This window comes from Pseudomonas sp. D8002 (assembly GCF_013385695.1).
Lineage (GTDB): Bacteria > Pseudomonadota > Gammaproteobacteria > Pseudomonadales > Pseudomonadaceae > Aquipseudomonas.
Genome location: NZ_JACAPM010000015.1, coordinates 128,776 through 147,309 on the forward strand (window position 1 = coordinate 128,776; position 18,534 = coordinate 147,309).

Sequence of the window (18,534 nt, forward strand, 5' to 3'; positions counted from 1 at the left end):
GCTCTGTGATCCCGGTCTTGTCCGACAATTCACACAGGTGACCCATGATTCCCAGAACCTTGTTCAGCTCGGAGCACGAACTCTTCCGCCAGAGCGTGCGCACCTTCCTCGAAAAAGACGCGGCGCCGTTCCACGGGCAATGGGAAAAGCAGGGGTACATCGACCGCAACCTGTGGAACAAGGCGGGGGAGGCGGGGATGCTCTGCTCGCATTTGCCGGAAGAGTACGGCGGCCTCGGGGCGGACTTTCTCTACAGCGCGGTGGTGATCGAGGAGATCAGCCGCCTGGGATTGACCGGGATTGGTTTCTCCCTGCATTCGGACATTGTTGCGCCCTACATCCTGCATTACGGCAGTGAGGCGCTGAAGCACAAGTACCTGCCCAAGCTGATCTCCGGGGAAATGGTCACGGCGATTGCCATGACCGAGCCGGGGGCCGGGTCCGACCTGCAAGGGGTCAAGACCACGGCGGTGCTGGATGGCGATGAATACGTGATCAATGGCTCCAAGACGTTCATCACCAATGGCTTCCTGGCTGATCTGGTGATCGTCGTGGCCAAGACCGATCCCAAGGCCGGCGCCAAGGGCACCAGTCTGTTTCTGGTGGAGGCCAACACGCCGGGCTTCGACAAGGGCAAGCGCCTGGAGAAGGTCGGGATGAAGGCCCAGGATACATCGGAGCTGTTCTTCCAGGATGTGCGGGTGCCCAAGGAGAATCTGCTGGGCCAGGCGGGGATGGGCTTTGCCTACCTGATGCAGGAGTTGCCGCAGGAGCGTTTGACGGTGGCGATTGGCGCGTTGTCGTCAGCCGAGGCGGCGCTGCAATGGACGCTGGAATACACCCGCGACCGCAAGGCGTTCGGCAAGGCGATCATCGACTTCCAGAACACCCGATTCAAGCTGGCGGAGATTGCCACTGAAACCCAGATCGGCCGGGTGTTTGTCGACAAGTGCATGGAGTTGCACCTGGAAGGCAAGCTCGATGTGCCCACGGCCGCGATGGCCAAATACTGGGCCACAGACCTGCAGTGCAAGGTGCTGGATGAGTGTGTGCAACTGCACGGCGGGTATGGGTTTATGTGGGAATACCCGATTGCGCGGGCGTGGGCAGATGCGCGGGTGCAGCGGATTTATGCGGGGACGAATGAGATCATGAAGGAGATTATTGCGCGGGCGCTTTGAATTCTTGGTGTTTTTGAGGGCCGCTTCGCGAGCAAGCCCGCTCCCACATTCGACCGAGTTCCACCTTTGGAATGCAGTCGAATGTGGGAGCGGGCTTGCTCGCGAAGGCGGTCTAGAGATCAATCAAGGCGCAGGATTCGGATGATCCTTCTGAATCGCCTCAATCCCTGCCAGCACCTCATTCGACAGTTTCAGGTCGGCGCTGGCGATGTTGCTGTCCAGCTGCTCCAGGGTCGTGGCGCCAATGATGTTGCTGGTCACGAACGGTTGTTGGGTTACAAACGCCAATGCCATCTGCGCCGGGTCCAGGCCGTGCTCACGGGCCAGTGCCACGTAACGGCTGCATGCAGCTTCCGACTGCGGGTTGAAGTAGCGGCTGAAGCGGCTATAGAGGCTCAGGCGGCCCTTGGCCGGGCGTGCGCCACCTTCGTACTTGCCGCTGAGCATGCCGAACGCCAGCGGTGAATACGCCAGCAAACCGCACTGTTCACGGATGGCGATCTCCGCCAGGCCCACTTCAAAGCTGCGGTTGAGCAGGTTGTAGGGGTTCTGGATCGACACCGCACGGGTCCAGCCGCGGGCTTCGGCCAGGGCCAGGAACTTCATGGTGCCCCACGGGGTTTCGTTGGACAGGCCGATGTGGCGGATCTTGCCGGCCTTGACCTGCTCATCCAGGGCTTCGAGGGTTTCCTCCAGCGGCGTCAGGTCTTCGTCGGCCTTGTGCTTGTAGCCCAGTTGGCCGAAAAAGTTGGTGCTGCGCTCGGGCCAGTGCAACTGGTAGAGGTCGATCCAGTCGGTTTGCAGGCGCTTGAGGCTCGCGTCCAGGGCTTCGGCGATGTGCTTGCGGTTGTGCTTGAGGCTGCCATCGCGGATGTAGTCGATGGTGTTGCCGGGGCCGGCGATCTTGCTGGCGAGGATCCAGTCGGCACGGTCGCCGCGGCTTTTGAAGTAATTACCGATGTAGCGCTCGGTGGTGGCGTAGGTGTCGGCCTTGGGCGGCACCGGGTACATTTCCGCGGTGTCGAGGAAGTTGATCCCCGCGGCCTTGGCCCGTTCGATCTGTGCGAAGGCCTCTGCCTCGCTGTTCTGCTCGCCCCAGGTCATGGTGCCCAAGGCTATCGCGCTCACGTTCAGATCGGTTCGGCCCAGCTGTCGATAGTCCATCGGGTACTCCTTCGAGGAAAACAATCATAAAAGCAGGTTGAAATTTTTTTGGCAATCTGCATAATTGCCCACCTCTTTCTGCAGTGGAAGTGATGCGCCGCCTGCCGAAGAATCTTGCCGTTGAACGGACGCGCCGACCCGAGCCCCCGATAGCGTCTGTATCCGGCTGCCTTTGACTTGTCAAAGTACGCACTATTCAGTAAGATCCGCCGTCTAATTTACAGGGCGGCCCCTGAGGCTATTAAAGAATGACAACTTTTACTGCAAAACCAGAAACAGTTCAGCGCGACTGGTTTGTCGTCGACGCCGCTGGTCAGACCCTGGGTCGTCTGGCCACTGAAGTCGCCAGCCGTCTGCGTGGCAAGCACAAGCCTGAGTACACCCCTCACGTTGATACCGGTGACTACATTGTCATCATCAACGCCGAGCAGGTACGTGTTACCGGCAACAAAGCGCAAGACAAAATGTACTACCGTCACTCCGGTTTCCCAGGCGGTATCAAGTCTTCGAACTTCGAAGGCCTGATCTCCAAAAAGCCTGAAGCCCCGATTGAAATCGCGGTCAAAGGTATGCTGCCGAAGGGCCCACTGGGTCGCGACATGTATCGCAAGCTGAAAGTCTATGCGGGCGCTGCTCACCCTCATGCTGCTCAGCAGCCCCAAGAACTGAAGTTTTAACGGAATAGTTCATTATGTCGGCGACTCAAAATTACGGCACTGGCCGTCGCAAAACCGCTACCGCTCGCGTTTTCCTGCGTCCGGGTACTGGTAACATCTCGATCAACAACCGCACTCTGGAAAATTTCTTCGGTCGCGAAACTGCCCGCATGGTAGTTCGTCAGCCGCTGGAATTGACCGAGACCGTTGAAAAGTTCGACATCTACGTCACCGTTATCGGTGGCGGTGTAAGTGGTCAAGCTGGCGCAATCCGCCACGGTATCACTCGCGCTCTGATGCAGTACGACGAAACCCTGCGTGGCGCTCTGCGCAAAGCTGGCTTCGTGACTCGCGATGCTCGTGAAGTTGAACGTAAGAAAGTTGGTCTGCGTAAAGCGCGTAAGCGTCCGCAGTACTCGAAGCGTTAATTCGCTTTTACGTTCCAGAAAACGCCCAGCCTCCTCACGGAGCTGGGCGTTTTTTATTGCCTGCTATTTATGTAAAAAAATCTGTGTGACAACTTGCCACATCCGTAGAGCCCCTATACTCAAAGGCTTGGAGCCAGTGCCGGGGGTAATTACCTTGTCAGACGTGGGGCTTTTCATTACCATTCGGCAAAATTTTTATAAGTTCAGATTTAACACTTAGTAGACGCCTGATTTAACAGGCCACAAAGCTGATGGGAGAGGACTGAATGAGCAATGACGGCGTGAATGCAGGCCGGCGTCGCTTCTTGGTAGCAGCCACATCCGTGGTGGGTGCTGCAGGAGCGGTGGGGGCTGCGGTCCCGTTCGTGGGGTCATGGTTTCCCAGTGCCAAGGCGAAAGCCGCAGGTGCACCGGTGAAGGTGAATGTCAGCAAGATCGATCCAGGCCAGCAAATGATTGCTGAATGGCGCGGTCAGCCAGTGTTCATCGTTCGTCGTACCGAGGAAATCCTGGGAAATCTGAAGAAGATCGAGGGCCAGCTGTCCGACCCCGACTCGAAGAATTCCGACCAACCCGCTTACGTCGATAAGGAAATTCGCTCGATCAAGCCGGAAATTCTGCTGCTGATCGGTATCTGCACCCACTTGGGTTGCTCTCCCACCTTCCGCCCGGAAGTGGCGCCCGCGGACCTGGGCAAGGACTGGGTCGGGGGCTATTTCTGCCCGTGCCACGGTTCTCACTACGACCTCGCTGGCCGCGTCTACAAGTCACAACCTGCACCACTGAACCTGCCAGTTCCGCCACATCACTACGAGACTGACAGTGTCATTGTCATTGGCGTCGACGAGGGGGAGAAAGCCTGATGAGCAAGTTCATGGATTGGGTGGATGCGCGCTTCCCCGCGACCAAGATGTGGGAAGACCACCTCAGCAAGTACTACGCACCGAAGAACTTCAACTTCTTCTATTTCTTTGGCTCCCTGGCACTTCTGGTACTGGTCAATCAGATCGTTACCGGTGTCTGGCTGACGATGAGCTACACCCCGTCGGCAGAAGAAGCCTTCGCCTCCGTCGAATACATCATGCGCGACGTCGAGTACGGCTCGATCCTGCGTCTGCTGCACTCCACCGGCGCCTCGGCGTTCTTCATCGTCGTCTACATGCACATGTTCCGTGGCCTGCTCTACGGCTCGTACCAGAAGCCCCGCGAGCTGGTATGGGTGTTCGGCATGCTGATCTACCTGGCGCTGATGGCCGAGGCCTTCATGGGCTACCTGCTGCCGTGGGGCCAGATGTCCTATTGGGGCGCCCAGGTGATCATCTCGCTGTTCGGTGCGATCCCGGTCATCGGCAACGACCTGACCCAGTGGATTCGCGGTGACTACCTGATCTCCGGGATCACCCTGAACCGCTTCTTCGCCTTGCACGTGGTGGCCTTGCCGATCGTGATCCTGGGCCTGGTAGTGCTGCACATCCTGGCGTTGCACGAAGTGGGTTCGAACAACCCCGACGGCGTGGATATCAAGAAGCACAAGGACGAAAACGGCGTACCACTGGACGGCATTCCGTTCCACCCGTACTACACCGTGAAAGATATCGTCGGTGTGGTGGTGTTCCTGTTCATCTTCTGCTCGATCGTGTTCTTTTTCCCGGAGATGGGCGGTTATTTCCTCGAGAAACCGAACTTCGAACAGGCGAACGCCTTCAAGACCCCGGAACACATTGCCCCGGTCTGGTACTTCACTCCGTTCTACGCGATCTTGCGGGCGATTCCCGACAAACTCATGGGCGTTATCGCCATGGGCGCAGCGATTGCGGTGCTGTTCGTGCTGCCGTGGCTCGACCGTAGCCCGGTCAAGTCCATGCGCTACAAGGGCTGGCTGAGCAAGATCTGGCTGTGGGTGTTCTGCATTGCGTTCGTGATCCTGGGTGTACTGGGCGTACTGGCGCCGACTCCGGAGCGTACGTTGCTGTCGCAGGTCTGCACCTTCCTGTACTTCGCCTACTTCATTCTGATGCCGTTCTACACCCGGCTCGAGAAGACCAAACCGGTACCGGAAAGGGTGACTGGCTGATGAAAAAATTATTCGTTGCATTCATTCTTGCGGCTCTGCCGCTGCTGTCTTTCGCCGCTGAACACGGCCCAGAGCTGGAAAAAGTCGACATCGACGTGTCGGACAAAGCCGCAATGCAGGACGGGCTGCGTACGTTCACCAACTACTGCATGGGCTGCCACAGCGCCAAGTTCCAGCGTTACGAGCGAGTGGCCGACGACCTGGGCATTCCCCATGACGTGATGCTGAGCCACTCGGTGTTCACCGGGGCGAAGATCGGCGACCACATGACCATCGGCATGCAACCGGCCGACGCCAAGACCTGGTTCGGGGCTGCACCGCCCGACCTGACCCTGGTGGCCCGTGTGCGTGGCACCGATTGGCTCTATGGCTACCTGAAATCCTTCTATGAAGACCCGACGCGTCCCTACGGCGTGAACAACAAAGTGTTCCCGAACGTCGGTATGCCTAACGTTCTGGTCGGCCTGCAAGGTCGCCAAGTGGTAGGATGCAAGCAAGTACAAATCGTCGAAGACGGCAAGAAGCAGTATGATCCGCTCACCGGTACGCCTTTGACTCATGAAGCGTGCGATCAGCTGACCATAGTGCCGAAGACCGGCACGCTGAACGAAGAGCAGTTCGACGAGAAGGTCAAGAATCTGGTGACCTTCCTGGCCTACTCGGCCAACCCAGTGAAGCTGCAGCATCAGCGCATTGGTACCTATGTGTTGCTGTACCTGGCCTTCTTCTTCGTGTTCGCCTATCTGCTGAAACGCGAATACTGGAAGGATGTGCATTGATCCAACCGTAAGTAATTGCTGTTAATCTTGCGCGCCCAGCGGCATCTCTGAAGGTAAGTCTGGTTTATCCAGGCATCACGGAGATGCTCACTGGGCGCGCTCGTTTTTGAGCTTCCGATAATTTCAACAAGCGAGGAGGACCGCCATGGGCGTGACCAATCGGTTGGCCTGTTACTCCGACCCCGCCGACCACTATTCCCACCGAGTACGCATCGTGCTCGCAGAGAAGGGTGTCAGCGCAGAGATCATCAGTGTGGAGGTGGGACGTCACCCGCCGAAACTGATCGAAGTGAACCCTTACGGCAGCTTGCCCACCCTGGTCGATCGTGACCTGGCGTTGTGGGAGTCAACCGTGGTGATGGAATACCTGGATGAGCGTTATCCCCATCCACCGTTGCTGCCGGTGTATCCGGTGGCGCGTGCCAACAGCCGCCTGCTGATCCATCGGATCCAGCGTGACTGGTGTGGCCTGGTGGACCTGATTCTGGATTCACGCAGCAAGGAAGCGGCCCGGGTTCAGGCGCGCAAGGAATTGCGCGAGAGCCTGACCGGTGTTTCGCCGTTGTTTGCCGACAAACCTTTTTTCCTCAGCGAGGAACAAAGTCTGGTGGATTGCTGCCTATTACCCATACTCTGGCGCTTGCCGATTTTGGGCATAGAACTGCCGCGGCCTGCCAAGCCGCTGCTTGACTACATGGAGCGCCAGTTTGCGCGTGAGGCTTTCCAGGCGAGTCTGTCTGGTGTCGAACGCGATATGCGCTAAGGCTTAAGGAGCCGTTGATGAACTCCAGTCGACCTTACCTGGTCCGCGCGCTCTATGAGTGGATAGTGGACAACGATTGCACCCCGCACATGCTGGTCAATTCCGAGTTTCCCGCGGTTCAGGTACCGCAAGGTTTTGCCAGTGACGGACAAATCGTCCTGAACGTTTCACCCAGTGCCGTGCGACACCTGCACATGGACAATGAAGCGGTCAGCTTTGAAGGGCGTTTCGGCGGTGTGCCGCATACGCTGTTCGTGCCCATCGGTGCCATCCTCGGGATCTACGCCCGGGAAAATGGCCAGGGCATGGTGTTTGATCTGGAGTCTTCCCTTGAGGATGACGAAGCGATCGAGCTCGAAGGCGAAGATGATGTGCCGCCGCCGGATTTCGAGCCACCGCGTCCAAGCGGTCGGCCGAGTCTGAAAGTGGTGAAGTAACAAGGCGCGGGCCCTCGGGCCAGCGTTGAAAATGCCTCGGTGATGCCGGGGCATTTTTTTGCCTGGCGAAAACCCCGGCGGTTATAGATGAAAGTCATGACAGGACGGTGATCGTACAACCGCCATGGGCTATCATGCGTGCTTCAGATCGCCGAGATAGATGATTCATCATGGAAAACTCCAGCGCCGCCCCTCGTCTTCCCCGCAAGCGCCGCAGCCTTGCCCAGGAATTGGTCACGGTGTTGTCCGAGCAGATCCGCGACGGCCAACTCAAACGTGGCGACAAACTGCCCACCGAGTCGGCGATCATGGACGCCCACGGGGTCAGCCGCACCGTGGTGCGTGAAGCCATCTCGCGATTGCAGGCCGCCGGGCAGGTAGAAACCCGCCATGGCATCGGTACCTTTGTGCTGGATACGCCAAGCCCCAGCGGTTTCCGGATTGATCCGGCCACTGTCGTCACCCTGCGTGATGTGCTGGCCATCCTTGAACTGCGGATCAGCCTGGAAGTGGAGTCTGCCGGGCTTGCTGCCCAGCGCCGTAGCGACGAGCAATTGGCCGGCATGCGTGCTGCCCTCGATGCGCTGAACGAAAGTGCGGCCCACGCCGGTGATGCGGTGGCGTCGGACTTCCAGTTCCACCTGCAGATTGCCCTGTCCACCGGCAACCGCTACTTCACCGACATCATGACCCACCTGGGCACCAGCATCATTCCGCGCACGCGGCTGAACTCGGCACGCCTGGCCCATGATGACCAGCAGCACTACATGAGCCGCCTGAGCCGCGAACACGAAGAGATCTATGAGGCGATCGCGCGCCAGGACTCGGACGCGGCGCGGGCGGCCATGCGGTTGCACCTGACCAACAGCCGTGAGCGGCTGCGCCATGCCCATGAAGAGGCGGAAGCGCAGCGCGGTTGATTCCAGGCTGGACGTAAGCGTGTGGCTTGAAAGCCCATTGTGGCGAGGGAGCTTGCTCCCGTTGGGCCGCGCAGCGGCCCCAAATCCATTGCCCCGAGTTCTGTCTGAGAGAACCCCGTGTTCTTGCCGGGGCTGCTTCGCAGCCCAACGGGAGCAAGCTCCCTCGCCACAGGTTAGTGCGCGAGGCTTAACTCACGTCTTTCAGGCCGGCTGATTCGGCGTGTAGTCCTTGAGCAGCAGATACGTGCTCCAACCCCACCAGTCATTGGTCCACTGCTTGTCGTTCAGGTTGTTGACGTCCTTGCGTCGCAGCACCTTGTCGCCTTCAGCCTTGAACAGCGGTGAGAAGTTGTTCGCCGGGTTCTGCGCGGCGTTCAGGTCCGGCACATACAGCGGTGCCTTGAAGTTGGCCGGGGAGGGCGCCATGCCGCTGATAAACGTTTCGAAGATCTCATCGGCCGAGGCCTGCACGGCGCGTTTGACCATGGCGCGGTTGGCCGCATCGTTGCTGTCGAAATAGCGTTTATCACCGTAGGCATGCCACTGCTCGCCCAGGGCGTTGCGCACATTGAGCCCGAACTTACTGTCTTCATCGTGCATGAAGCGGCTGATCAGCGAGCCCAGTTCACCCGGTGTCACCACCGCCGCCAGTTGCTTGCGCGGTACCCGCAGGTGCCCGGCGGAAAATAGATCGGTCAAAAAGTGATCAGCAAAGCTGTTCATGGCATAGGCCAGTTCCAGCGCCTGGTCGGTGCCGGTCTGATGCGCCACGACGGCTTGTTGCAAGGCTGCCGTATGCCCCGCCAGATAGGCCGCCAAAGCCCATTCGCCAAAGTGGTCGGCATTGTCTGCCGCCAGTTTCAGGTAGCGCCCCAGCGGAATCAGCGCCGAGACGGCACTGCCGCCGCCGGTGATGCGGTTCCATTCCTCGGACAAGGTGTCACCCAGTGCGTCATAGGCTTCATGGGGTTGCTTGCCGTCCTTGATCGCCTGGTTGACCGCATTGATCTCCTTTTGCATCACCGCGAGGATCTTGCCCGCTTCTTCCCGTGATGCTGGCAATACCGCCAGCGAGTTGAACGCATCGGTAAAGCGCTGCACACGATCAGCGGGCGATGTGCCTTCGTTGATGGGGCGCCCGGGGATGCCATAGAAATCACCGCCCAGGGCGATGATCTGGCCGTAGCTCAGGGCCAGGCCATTGGGCAAGTGCAATTCGACCTGCCGGGCGGGAATCGGCGGGGCGTCCTTGACGAAACGCAACAGGGTGTCGTCGCCGATGGCGGTGTGTTCGCCGCCTTCAAAACGCAGGGTTGGCGGGGTTTTCACAGGTGTGGCAAGTTCAAGATCTGACATGTTAGCTCCTTGCTATGTCGTAGGAATCTTCCGTAATAACTGTATGTATATACAGCTAATCCGAGCATAGAGGAAAAACTTCCTACGTCAAGAAAGCAGCAATCAGGAAGGGCGGCGATGAATTGCAGTTGACGAATATTTTTATAGTTGTACGATGACGTACGACATCAAGATAACCATCCGTAATCTCACAACAGAAAGTCTTCGCCCAGGGTGTTCGAATAATGAATCCACAAGAACTGAAGTCCATCCTCTCTCACGGTCTGCTGTCTTTCCCGGTGACCGATTTCAATGCCCAGGGTGATTTCCACCAGGCGGGCTACATCAAGCGTCTGGAATGGCTGGCCCCTTATGGCGCTACCGCCTTGTTCGCCGCTGGCGGCACCGGTGAGTTTTTCTCCCTGGCGGCCAGCGAATATTCGCAAGTGGTGAAAACCGCCGTTGATACCTGCGCCACCAGCGTGCCGATTCTTGCCGGTGTCGGCGGTGCCACCCGCCAGGCCATCGAGTACGCCCAGGAAGCCGAGCGTCTTGGCGCCAAAGGCTTGCTGCTGCTGCCGCACTACCTGACCGAAGCCAGCCAGGATGGGGTTGCCGCCCACGTTGAAGCGGTGTGCAAGTCGGTCAAGATCGGTGTAGTGGTCTACAACCGTAACGTCTGCCGCCTGACCGCGCCGCTGCTGGAACGCCTGGCCGAGCGCTGCCCGAACCTGATCGGTTACAAGGACGGCCTGGGTGACATTGAATTGATGGTGTCGATCCGTCGTCGCCTCGGTGACCGTTTCAGCTACCTGGGCGGCTTGCCGACTGCAGAGGTTTACGCCGCTGCCTACAAGGCCCTGGGCGTGCCGGTTTACTCCTCGGCGGTGTTCAACTTCATTCCAAAAACCGCGATGGATTTCTACCACGCCATTGCCCGGGAAGATCACGCCACCGTCGGCAAGATCATCGACGACTTCTTCCTGCCGTACCTCGACATCCGTAACCGCAAGGCCGGTTACGCGGTGAGCATCGTCAAGGCCGGGGCGAAAATCGTCGGCTACGACGCAGGCCCCGTGCGTACCCCGCTGACCGATCTGCTGCCGGAAGAATACGAAGCCCTGGCCGCGTTGATCGACAAGCAAGGCGCGCAATAACCCATCACCAAGGCCGCTGAGTAATCAGCGGCTTTTTGCGTCAGGAGAGAATTCGTGTCCCAAGCCAAGCGTTTTGAAAACTACATCGGTGGCCAGTGGGTTGCCGGCGCCGACTACTCGGCCAACATCAATCCGTCGGAGTTGTCTGATGTCATTGGCGAATACGCCAAGGCTGACCTCGCCCAGGTCCACGCGGCCATCGACGCTGCGCGCGCTGCTTTTCCGGCGTGGTCCACTTCCGGGATCCAGGCGCGTCATGATTCGCTGGATAAAGTCGGCACCGAAATCCTCGCCCGTCGCGAAGAACTCGGCACCCTGCTGGCCCGGGAAGAGGGCAAGACCCTGCCGGAAGCCATCGGCGAAGTGACCCGCGCCGGTAACATCTTCAAATTCTTCGCCGGTGAATGCCTGCGCCTGTCCGGCGACTACCTGCCGTCGGTGCGTCCGGGCGTCAACGTTGAAGTGACCCGTGAGGCGTTGGGCGTGGTTGGCCTGATCACGCCGTGGAACTTCCCGATTGCCATCCCGGCCTGGAAGATCGCCCCGGCCCTGGCCTACGGCAACTGCGTGGTGCTCAAACCGGCTGAACTGGTACCGGGCTGCGCCTGGGCCCTGGCCGAAATCATCTCCCGCGCCGGCTTCCCTGCCGGTGTGTTCAACCTGGTGATGGGCAGCGGCCGTGTGGTCGGCGATGCCATGGTCAACAGCCCGAAAGTCGACGGCATCAGCTTCACCGGCTCGGTGGGCGTGGGTCGTCAGATCGCCGTCAGCTGCGTGTCGCGCCAGGCCAAGGTGCAGTTGGAAATGGGCGGCAAGAACCCGCAGATCATTCTCGACGACGCCGACCTCAAGCAAGCCGTCGAGCTGTCGGTGCAGAGCGCGTTCTACTCCACCGGCCAGCGTTGCACCGCGTCCAGCCGCTTTATCGTCACCGCCGGGATTCACGACCAGTTCGTCGCGGCCATGGCCGAGCGGATGAAGTCGATCAAGGTCGGCCACGCCCTGAAAACCGGCACCGACATCGGCCCGGTGGTTTCCCAGGCCCAGCTGGACCAGGACTTGAAGTACATCGACATCGGCCAGAGCGAAGGCGCCCGGCTGGTCAGCGGCGGTGAGCTGGTGACCTGCGACACCGAAGGCTACTTCCTCGCGCCGACGCTGTTTGCCGACAGCGAAGCCGCGATGCGCATCAGCCGTGAAGAGATCTTCGGCCCGGTGGCCAACGTGGTGCGCGTGGCGGATTACGAGGCGGCGCTGGCGATGGCCAACGACACCGAGTTCGGCCTCTCGGCCGGTATCGCCACCACCTCGCTGAAATACGCCAACCACTTCAAGCGTCATTCCCAGGCCGGGATGGTGATGGTCAATCTGCCGACTGCCGGTGTGGATTACCACGTTCCATTCGGCGGCCGTAAGGGTTCATCCTACGGTTCGCGTGAGCAGGGTCGCTATGCGCAAGAGTTCTACACCGTGGTGAAAACCAGCTACATCGGTTCGTAACGGCTGCACCCTGTGGCGGGTCCGTGCCCGCCACAGGCTTACAATTTGATTACCCGCAAAAAAAATAATTAGTGGGAGTACATCTTCATGCAAGCGACCAAGCCGACCCATGTCCGCTATTTGATCCTGCTCATGCTGTTCCTGGTGACCACGATCAACTACGCCGACCGGGCCACCATCGCCATTGCCGGCTCCAGCCTGCAAAAAGACCTCGGCATCGACGCGGTCACCCTTGGCTATATCTTCTCCGCATTCGGTTGGGCCTACGTGGCCGGGCAAATTCCCGGCGGCTGGCTGCTGGACCGCTTCGGTTCGAAAAAAGTCTACGCCCTGAGTATCTTCACCTGGTCACTGTTCACCGTGCTGCAAGGCTATGTCGGTGAATTCGGTGTTTCCACGGCCATCGTTGCGCTGTTCATGTTGCGCTTCCTGGTGGGCCTGGCTGAAGCGCCATCCTTCCCCGGAAATGCGCGCATCGTGGCGGCATGGTTTCCTACGGCTGAACGCGGGACTGCCTCGGCGATCTTCAACTCGGCGCAGTACTTCGCGACTGTGTTGTTCGCACCGCTGATGGGTTGGATCGTCTACACCTTCGGCTGGCAGCACGTGTTCGTGGTGATGGGCGGCATCGGTATCGTATTCTCGCTGATCTGGCTGAAAGTTATCCACAGCCCGCGCCAGCACCCGATGATCAACGAGGCCGAGTTCCAGCACATCGCTGCCAACGGGGCCATGGTCGACATGGACCAGGACAAGGGCAGAGGCAAGAAAACCGACGGCCCGAAGTGGGATTACATCCGTCAGTTGCTGACCAACCGCATGATGCTCGGCGTGTACCTGGGCCAGTACTGCATCAATGGCATCACCTATTTCTTCCTGACGTGGTTCCCGGTGTACCTGGTTCAAGAACGCGGCATGACGATTCTCAAGGCCGGCTTCATCGCGTCCTTGCCGGCGATCTGCGGCTTTATCGGCGGCGTGTTGGGCGGAGTGATTTCCGACTACCTGCTGCGCAAGGGCCATTCGCTGACCTTCGCCCGCAAGGCGCCGATCATTGGTGGCTTGCTGATTTCCAGTAGCATCGTCGCGTGCAACTACGTCGACATCGAATGGATGGTGGTGGGCTTCATGGCCCTGGCCTTCTTCGGTAAAGGCGTTGGCGCACTGGGCTGGGCGGTGGTGTCCGACACCTCGCCGAAACAAATCGCAGGTTTGAGCGGCGGTCTGTTCAACATGTTCGGCAACCTGGCCTCCATCAGCACCCCGATCGTGATCGGCTACATCATCAGCACCACAGGCTCCTTCAAGTGGGCGCTGGTGTTTGTCGGTGCCAACGCATTGCTGGCGGTGTTCAGCTACCTGGTAATCGTTGGCCCGATCAAGCGTGTAGTGCTCAAGGAGCCGCCAGCCAAAGGCCCCGAGCTGACTAAACTTTCCCAAGCGCATTCCTGAAGGGGCCCGCGTCATGCAGTTGATTGAACATGCCGATTCGCCACGCTCCATCCGTTTGCACGCGCTGGATAACGTGGTGATTGTGGTCAACGACCAGGGCGTACCGGCGGGGACCGAGTTTCCCGACGGCCTGGTGACGGTGGATTTCATTCCCCAAAGCCACAAGGTGACGCTGGAAGACATCCCCGAAGGCGGCCGCATCATTCGCTACGGCCAGACCATCGGTTATGCCCTGCGCCCGATTCCCCGCGGCAGTTGGGTGCAGGAAGATCAACTGCGCATGCCCACGGCGCCGCCGCTGGACAGCTTGCCGCTGTCCACTGAAGTACCCGAGACCCAGGCGCCGCTGGAAGGTTTTACCTTCGAGGGTTATCGCAATGCCGACGGCACCGTGGGCACACGCAATATCCTCGGGATTACCACCACGGTGCAGTGCGTCACGGGCGTGCTGGACCATGCGGTGAAGCGCATCAAGGACGAGTTGCTGCCCAAGTACCCGAACGTCGATGACGTGGTGGCGCTGACCCACAGCTACGGCTGCGGCGTGGCGATCACGGCCACCGACGCCTACATCCCGATCCGCACCGTGCGTAACCTGGCGCGCAATCCGAACCTGGGCGGTGAAGCCCTGGTGATCAGCCTGGGTTGCGAGAAGTTGCAGGCCGGGCAGGTGATGCATGAAAACGACAGCTCGGTAGACCTGAGCGAGCCATGGCTGTATCGGTTGCAGGACTCCAGCCACGGCTTTACCGAAATGATCGAACAGATCATGGAACTGGCCGAAACCCGCCTGAAGAAACTCGACCTGCGCCGGCGGGAAACCGTACCGGCGTCGGAGTTGATCCTCGGTATGCAGTGTGGCGGCAGTGATGCGTTCTCGGGGATTACCGCGAACCCGGCGCTGGGTTATGCCTCGGATTTGCTGCTGCGGGCGGGCGCGACGGTGATGTTTTCCGAAGTGACCGAAGTGCGCGATGCGATCTACCTGCTGACTTCCCGTGCCGAGAACCAGGACGTGGCCCGGGAACTGGTGCGGGAAATGGACTGGTACGACCGCTACCTGGCCAAGGGCGAGGCGGATCGCAGCGCCAACACTACGCCCGGGAACAAGAAGGGTGGGTTGTCGAATATTGTCGAGAAGTCGTTGGGGTCGATCGTCAAGTCGGGCAGCAGTGCGATCAATGGCGTGCTTGGCCCGGGCGAGCGGTTCAATCGCAAGGGCCTGATCTTTTGCGCCACGCCGGCGAGTGATTTTGTGTGCGGCACGTTGCAGTTGGCGGCGGGGATGAATTTGCATGTGTTCACCACCGGGCGTGGCACGCCCTATGGGCTGGCGATGGCGCCGGTGGTGAAGGTTTCGACGCGCACCGAGCTGGCGCAGCGTTGGCCGGACCTGATTGATATCGATGCCGGGCGGATCGCCACTGGGCGGGCAACGATCGAGGAGTTGGGTTGGGAGTTGTTCCACTTCTACCTGGATGTGGCCAGCGGCAAGAAGCAGACATGGGCGGAGCAGCACAAGCTGCATAACGACATTACGTTGTTCAATCCCGCGCCGATTACTTAAGACCGAGTCGCCTGCTTCGCGAGCAAGCCCGCTCCCACATTTGACTGCATTCCAAAGGTAGAACTCGGTCAAATGTGGGAGCGGGCTTGCTCGCGAAAGCGGTAGTCCAGACGAAGCTGGCCATGCTGGCTTATCATTAGCCACCTACCGACGCCCACCCAAGGTTCTCCCCGGCATGCTGGCAATCTTCCTACAAACCCTGAACATCACCGCGCCGGTGTTTGCCATGCTGTTCCTGGGCGTACTGCTCAAGCGCATCAACTGGATCAACGACAACTTTATCCACATCGCTTCGGCCCTGGTGTTCAACGTCACCATGCCGGCGTTGCTGTTCCTCGGGATTCTCCATGCCGACCTGCATTCAGCCCTCAAGCCCGGCCTGCTGATCTACTTCGCCGTCGCTACGCTGCTGAGCTTCGCCCTGGCCTGGGGCTGGGCGATCTTTCGATGCCCGCGGGAAGATCGCGGCATCTACGCCCAAGGCGCGTTTCGCGGTAACAACGGGGTGATCGGCCTGGCCCTGGCCGCCAGTATGTACGGCGACTACGGGATTTCCCTTGGCGCGGTGCTCGCGGCGCTGGTGATCCTGTTCTACAACACCCTGTCGACCATTGTGCTGGCGGTGTACAGCCCGGTGATCAAGTCCGACCCGTGGAGCATTTTCAAAAGCGTGCTGGCCAACCCGTTGATCATCAGCGTGATCGCGGCGGCGCCCTTCGCGTACTTCCAGATTGGCTTGCCTGGCTGGCTGGAATCCTCCGGGCAGTACCTGGCGGACATGACGTTGCCATTGGCGTTGATCTGTATCGGTGGCACGTTGTCGTTGGCGGCGCTGCGCAAAAGCGGCGACATGGCCCTGAGCGCCAGCCTGATGAAGATGGTCTGGCTGCCGGTGATCGCGACCCTGGGGGCGTGGCTGCTGGGGTTCCGTGGGCCGGAGTTGGGGATTCTGTTCCTGTACTTCGGCGCGCCCACGGCGGCGGCCAGTTTTGTCATGGCGCGGGCGGCGGAGGGCAATCATGAACTGGCGGCCGCGATTATCGTGATCACCACCCTGATGGCGGCGGTGACCACGAATATCGGGATTTTCGTGTTGCAGGCGGGTGGCTGGATCTAGGCGTCTTTCTGGTAGCTGTCGATCACTTCCTGAGCGGCGCGAAAGGCGTCAATCGCCGCCGGCACACCGGCATACACCGCACAATGCAGCAGCGCCTCGCGAATCTCCTCCACGGTGCAACCGTTGTTCAGCGCGCCGCGCACGTGGCCCTTGAGTTCCTGCGGGCACTTGAGGGCGGTCAACGCGGCGAGGGTGATCAGGCTGCGGGTTTTCAGCGGCAACCCTTCGCGATTCCACACGCTGCCCCAGGCATGCTCGTTGACGAAATCCTGCAGCGGCTGGCTGAACTCCGTGGCATTGCCCAGCGCCCGATCGACAAACACATCACCCATCACCTGGCGGCGCATTTCAACGCCGGGCTTTTTCTGTTCGGTCATTGCGATTCCCTCTTGTGTTGGCGGCGCCAGGCTTGCAGCGAGGTGAACAACAGGAAAGCCACCAGCGCTGGCAGGACGTAATACAGCATCAGTTGTTCAAGCTTGTTGGCCAGCGGCATGCCGAAGGTGAACGACACCACGTGCAGCCCGTACACCAGGTACAGGCCCAGGAACACCAGGCCTTCGGCCCGGGTGACGCGGTAGCCCGAATAAAACACCGGCAGGCACAGGGCGACCACGCCGAGCATTACCGGCAGGTCGAAATCCAGGGCATTGGGCGACACCGACAACGGCGAGGGCGCCACCAGGGCGGTAAAGCCCAGCACCCCAAGCAGGTTGAACAGGTTGCTGCCGATCACGTTGCCCACGGCAATTTCCCGCTGGCCGCGCAGGGCGGCGATCAGCGAGGTGGCCAGGCAGGGCAGGGAAGTGCCGACGCCAATCAGCGTCAGGCCGATGATGCGTTCCGACAGGCCCAGGTCAGAGGCCACGTCCACCGCCGCGCCCAGCAGCAGGTGCCCGGCCAGTACGAGGATCAACAGCCCACCGAGCATCAGCAGCACGCTGCTCAGCCACGGCGCCTGCACCACAGTGTCCCGGGTGCGCGGGCGGCGGGAGTGGCGGGTCTGGTAAAGCAGCACGCCGAGGTAGGCCACCAGGGCCACCAGCAGTAACAGGCCATCGATCGGCGTGAGTTCTTCATTGGCGGCTAGCACAAACACCAGCAGGCTGGCGATGATCATCATCGGGATATCCAGGCGTACCAGTTGCCGGGAGACCCGCAGCGGAATGATCAGGGCTGCCAAGCCAAGGGTCACGAGGGTGTTGAAGATGCTGCTGCCGATCACACTGCCCACGGCGATGTCGGTGTTGTCCGCCAGGGTCGCTTGCAAGCTGATCGCCATCTGCGGCGCGCTGCTGCCGAAGGCGACGATGCTCAGGCCGATGATCAGCGGGCGCACCTTGAGGCTGGCCGCCAGGCGCACGGCGGCGCGCACTAATACTTCTGCGCCGAAGATCAACAGCAGCAGGCCGCTGATCAGTTCGATCAGGCTAAAGGGCGAGAGGGCGGTTAATGCGGAAATGGCCTGGGCTCCGTCGGTCAGTTGCTGAGGGCTTGCACGCGAACGCGCGCGGTGCCGCTGCCGATCATACCGATCTGTTCGGCGGCCTTGCGTGAAAGGTCGATCAGGCGCCCACGGGTATGCGGGCCGCGATCATTGATGCGGACAACGACGCTTTTGTTGTTGTCGAGATTGGTGACCTTCACCTGCGTGCCGAAGGGCAGGCGACGATGGGCGGCGGTCAGGGCATTCTGGTTGAACGGTTCACCGCTGGCAGTGCGGTTGCCGTGGTGTTTGGCGCCGTAGTAGGACGCGGAGCCGGTTTCGTCATAGCCGTTGGGGTCGATGAGGCCGCTGGCGCAGCCGGCGAGCAGAGAGAACAGGGCCAACAGGCCGAGTAGACGCTTCATTTTCAAGGTTTCCCCCTTACAGATGTGGGAGCGGGCTTGGGTGGGAGCGGGCTTGCTCGCGAATGCAGTGTGTCAGGCAACGAATAGGCTGACTGATCCACCGCTTTCGCGAGCAAGCCCGCTCCCACACAAGCCCGCTCCCACAAGGGGTCA

Annotated in this window: 19 protein-coding genes; 14 read left to right on the top strand and 5 right to left on the bottom strand. The window is 60.1% G+C overall.

Annotated features, from left to right (window positions below):
- Positions 1-44 precede the first annotated feature (44 nt).
- Positions 45-1,181 carry an acyl-CoA dehydrogenase family protein gene (locus HX807_RS09465; protein WP_003216028.1) on the top strand — a complete coding sequence of 379 codons (1,137 nt, stop codon included), beginning with the start codon at positions 45-47 and terminating at the stop codon, positions 1,179-1,181.
- Positions 1,182-1,304: 123 nt separating this feature from the next.
- Here HX807_RS09465 and HX807_RS09470 read toward each other — a convergent pair whose 3' ends face one another.
- Positions 1,305-2,345 carry an NADP(H)-dependent aldo-keto reductase gene (locus HX807_RS09470; protein ID WP_177049800.1) on the bottom strand — a complete coding sequence of 347 codons (1,041 nt, stop codon included), beginning with the start codon at positions 2,343-2,345 and terminating at the stop codon, positions 1,305-1,307.
- Between the two features lie 248 nt (positions 2,346-2,593).
- Here HX807_RS09470 and rplM point away from each other — a divergent pair, with 248 nt between their 5' ends.
- The 8 genes from rplM to HX807_RS09510 all read left to right on the top strand — a co-directional run bounded on the left by rplM (position 2,594) and on the right by HX807_RS09510 (position 8,402).
- On the top strand, positions 2,594-3,022 hold the full coding sequence (rplM, locus tag HX807_RS09475) for a 50S ribosomal protein L13 (protein ID WP_003216032.1): 429 nt from the start codon (positions 2,594-2,596) through the stop codon (positions 3,020-3,022).
- Positions 3,023-3,036: 14 nt separating this feature from the next.
- Entirely contained in the window at positions 3,037-3,429 is a 393-nt protein-coding gene (rpsI, locus tag HX807_RS09480; protein WP_003216038.1) for a 30S ribosomal protein S9, read from the top strand.
- 266 nt (positions 3,430-3,695) lie between these two features.
- Positions 3,696-4,292 carry a ubiquinol-cytochrome c reductase iron-sulfur subunit gene (gene petA / locus HX807_RS09485; protein ID WP_003216040.1) on the top strand — a complete coding sequence of 199 codons (597 nt, stop codon included), beginning with the start codon at positions 3,696-3,698 and terminating at the stop codon, positions 4,290-4,292.
- Positions 4,292-5,503: a cytochrome bc complex cytochrome b subunit gene (locus tag HX807_RS09490; RefSeq protein WP_003216042.1), complete on the top strand. Its 1,212-nt coding sequence runs from the start codon at positions 4,292-4,294 to the stop codon at positions 5,501-5,503. The genes petA and HX807_RS09490 overlap by 1 nt, the downstream gene beginning before the upstream one ends.
- Complete coding sequence (locus tag HX807_RS09495) at positions 5,503-6,282, top strand: cytochrome c1 (RefSeq protein ID WP_003216044.1); 780 nt, start codon at positions 5,503-5,505, stop codon at positions 6,280-6,282. Before HX807_RS09490 ends, HX807_RS09495 begins: the two co-directional genes overlap by 1 nt.
- Positions 6,283-6,427: 145 nt before the next feature.
- A complete protein-coding gene (locus HX807_RS09500) occupies positions 6,428-7,045 on the top strand; it encodes a glutathione S-transferase N-terminal domain-containing protein (RefSeq protein WP_003216049.1) in 618 nt (205 codons plus the stop codon).
- A gap of 17 nt (positions 7,046-7,062) precedes the next feature.
- The gene (locus HX807_RS09505; protein ID WP_008437252.1) at positions 7,063-7,482 is read left to right on the top strand and encodes a ClpXP protease specificity-enhancing factor; all 420 of its coding nucleotides are present in this window, start codon (positions 7,063-7,065) and stop codon (positions 7,480-7,482) included.
- A gap of 170 nt (positions 7,483-7,652) precedes the next feature.
- Positions 7,653-8,402, top strand: a complete 750-nt coding sequence (locus HX807_RS09510; RefSeq protein WP_008437251.1) for a FadR/GntR family transcriptional regulator — start codon at positions 7,653-7,655, stop codon at positions 8,400-8,402.
- Positions 8,403-8,603: 201 nt separating this feature from the next.
- Here the strand turns inward: HX807_RS09510 and HX807_RS09515 are convergent, their stop codons facing one another.
- Positions 8,604-9,758: a phospholipase gene (locus HX807_RS09515; RefSeq protein WP_102369912.1), complete on the bottom strand. Its 1,155-nt coding sequence runs from the start codon at positions 9,756-9,758 to the stop codon at positions 8,604-8,606.
- A 224-nt stretch (positions 9,759-9,982) separates the two neighbouring features.
- Between HX807_RS09515 and kdgD the strand changes: the two genes are divergently transcribed.
- The 5 genes from kdgD to HX807_RS09540 all read left to right on the top strand — a co-directional run bounded on the left by kdgD (position 9,983) and on the right by HX807_RS09540 (position 16,530).
- On the top strand, positions 9,983-10,894 hold the full coding sequence (gene kdgD / locus HX807_RS09520) for a 5-dehydro-4-deoxyglucarate dehydratase (protein ID WP_003216058.1): 912 nt from the start codon (positions 9,983-9,985) through the stop codon (positions 10,892-10,894).
- A 54-nt stretch (positions 10,895-10,948) separates the two neighbouring features.
- Positions 10,949-12,394, top strand: a complete 1,446-nt coding sequence (locus tag HX807_RS09525; RefSeq protein WP_003216060.1) for an aldehyde dehydrogenase family protein — start codon at positions 10,949-10,951, stop codon at positions 12,392-12,394.
- Positions 12,395-12,481: 87 nt separating this feature from the next.
- Positions 12,482-13,846, top strand: a complete 1,365-nt coding sequence (locus HX807_RS09530) for an MFS transporter (protein ID WP_167662905.1) — start codon at positions 12,482-12,484, stop codon at positions 13,844-13,846.
- Positions 13,847-13,859: 13 nt separating this feature from the next.
- Complete coding sequence (gene garD, locus HX807_RS09535) at positions 13,860-15,413, top strand: galactarate dehydratase (protein ID WP_177020453.1); 1,554 nt, start codon at positions 13,860-13,862, stop codon at positions 15,411-15,413.
- A 175-nt stretch (positions 15,414-15,588) separates the two neighbouring features.
- Entirely contained in the window at positions 15,589-16,530 is a 942-nt protein-coding gene (locus HX807_RS09540) for an AEC family transporter (protein ID WP_003216066.1), read from the top strand.
- On the opposite strand, the gene HX807_RS09545 is transcribed toward HX807_RS09540, so the two are convergent.
- Genes HX807_RS09545 through HX807_RS09555 form a run of 3 tightly spaced genes read right to left on the bottom strand, consistent with a single transcriptional unit; the run spans position 16,527 to position 18,381 of the window.
- Entirely contained in the window at positions 16,527-16,907 is a 381-nt protein-coding gene (locus HX807_RS09545) for a carboxymuconolactone decarboxylase family protein (RefSeq protein WP_003216068.1), read from the bottom strand. The two genes, HX807_RS09540 and HX807_RS09545, sit on opposite strands and share 4 nt — an antisense overlap.
- Entirely contained in the window at positions 16,904-17,950 is a 1,047-nt protein-coding gene (locus tag HX807_RS09550) for a calcium/sodium antiporter (RefSeq protein WP_032899620.1), read from the bottom strand. Before HX807_RS09550 ends, HX807_RS09545 begins: the two co-directional genes overlap by 4 nt.
- Before the next feature lie 59 nt (positions 17,951-18,009).
- Positions 18,010-18,381, bottom strand: coding sequence for a septal ring lytic transglycosylase RlpA family protein (locus HX807_RS09555; RefSeq protein ID WP_003216071.1), 372 nt, complete (start codon positions 18,379-18,381; stop codon positions 18,010-18,012).
- Between the last annotated feature and the right edge of the window lie 153 nt (positions 18,382-18,534).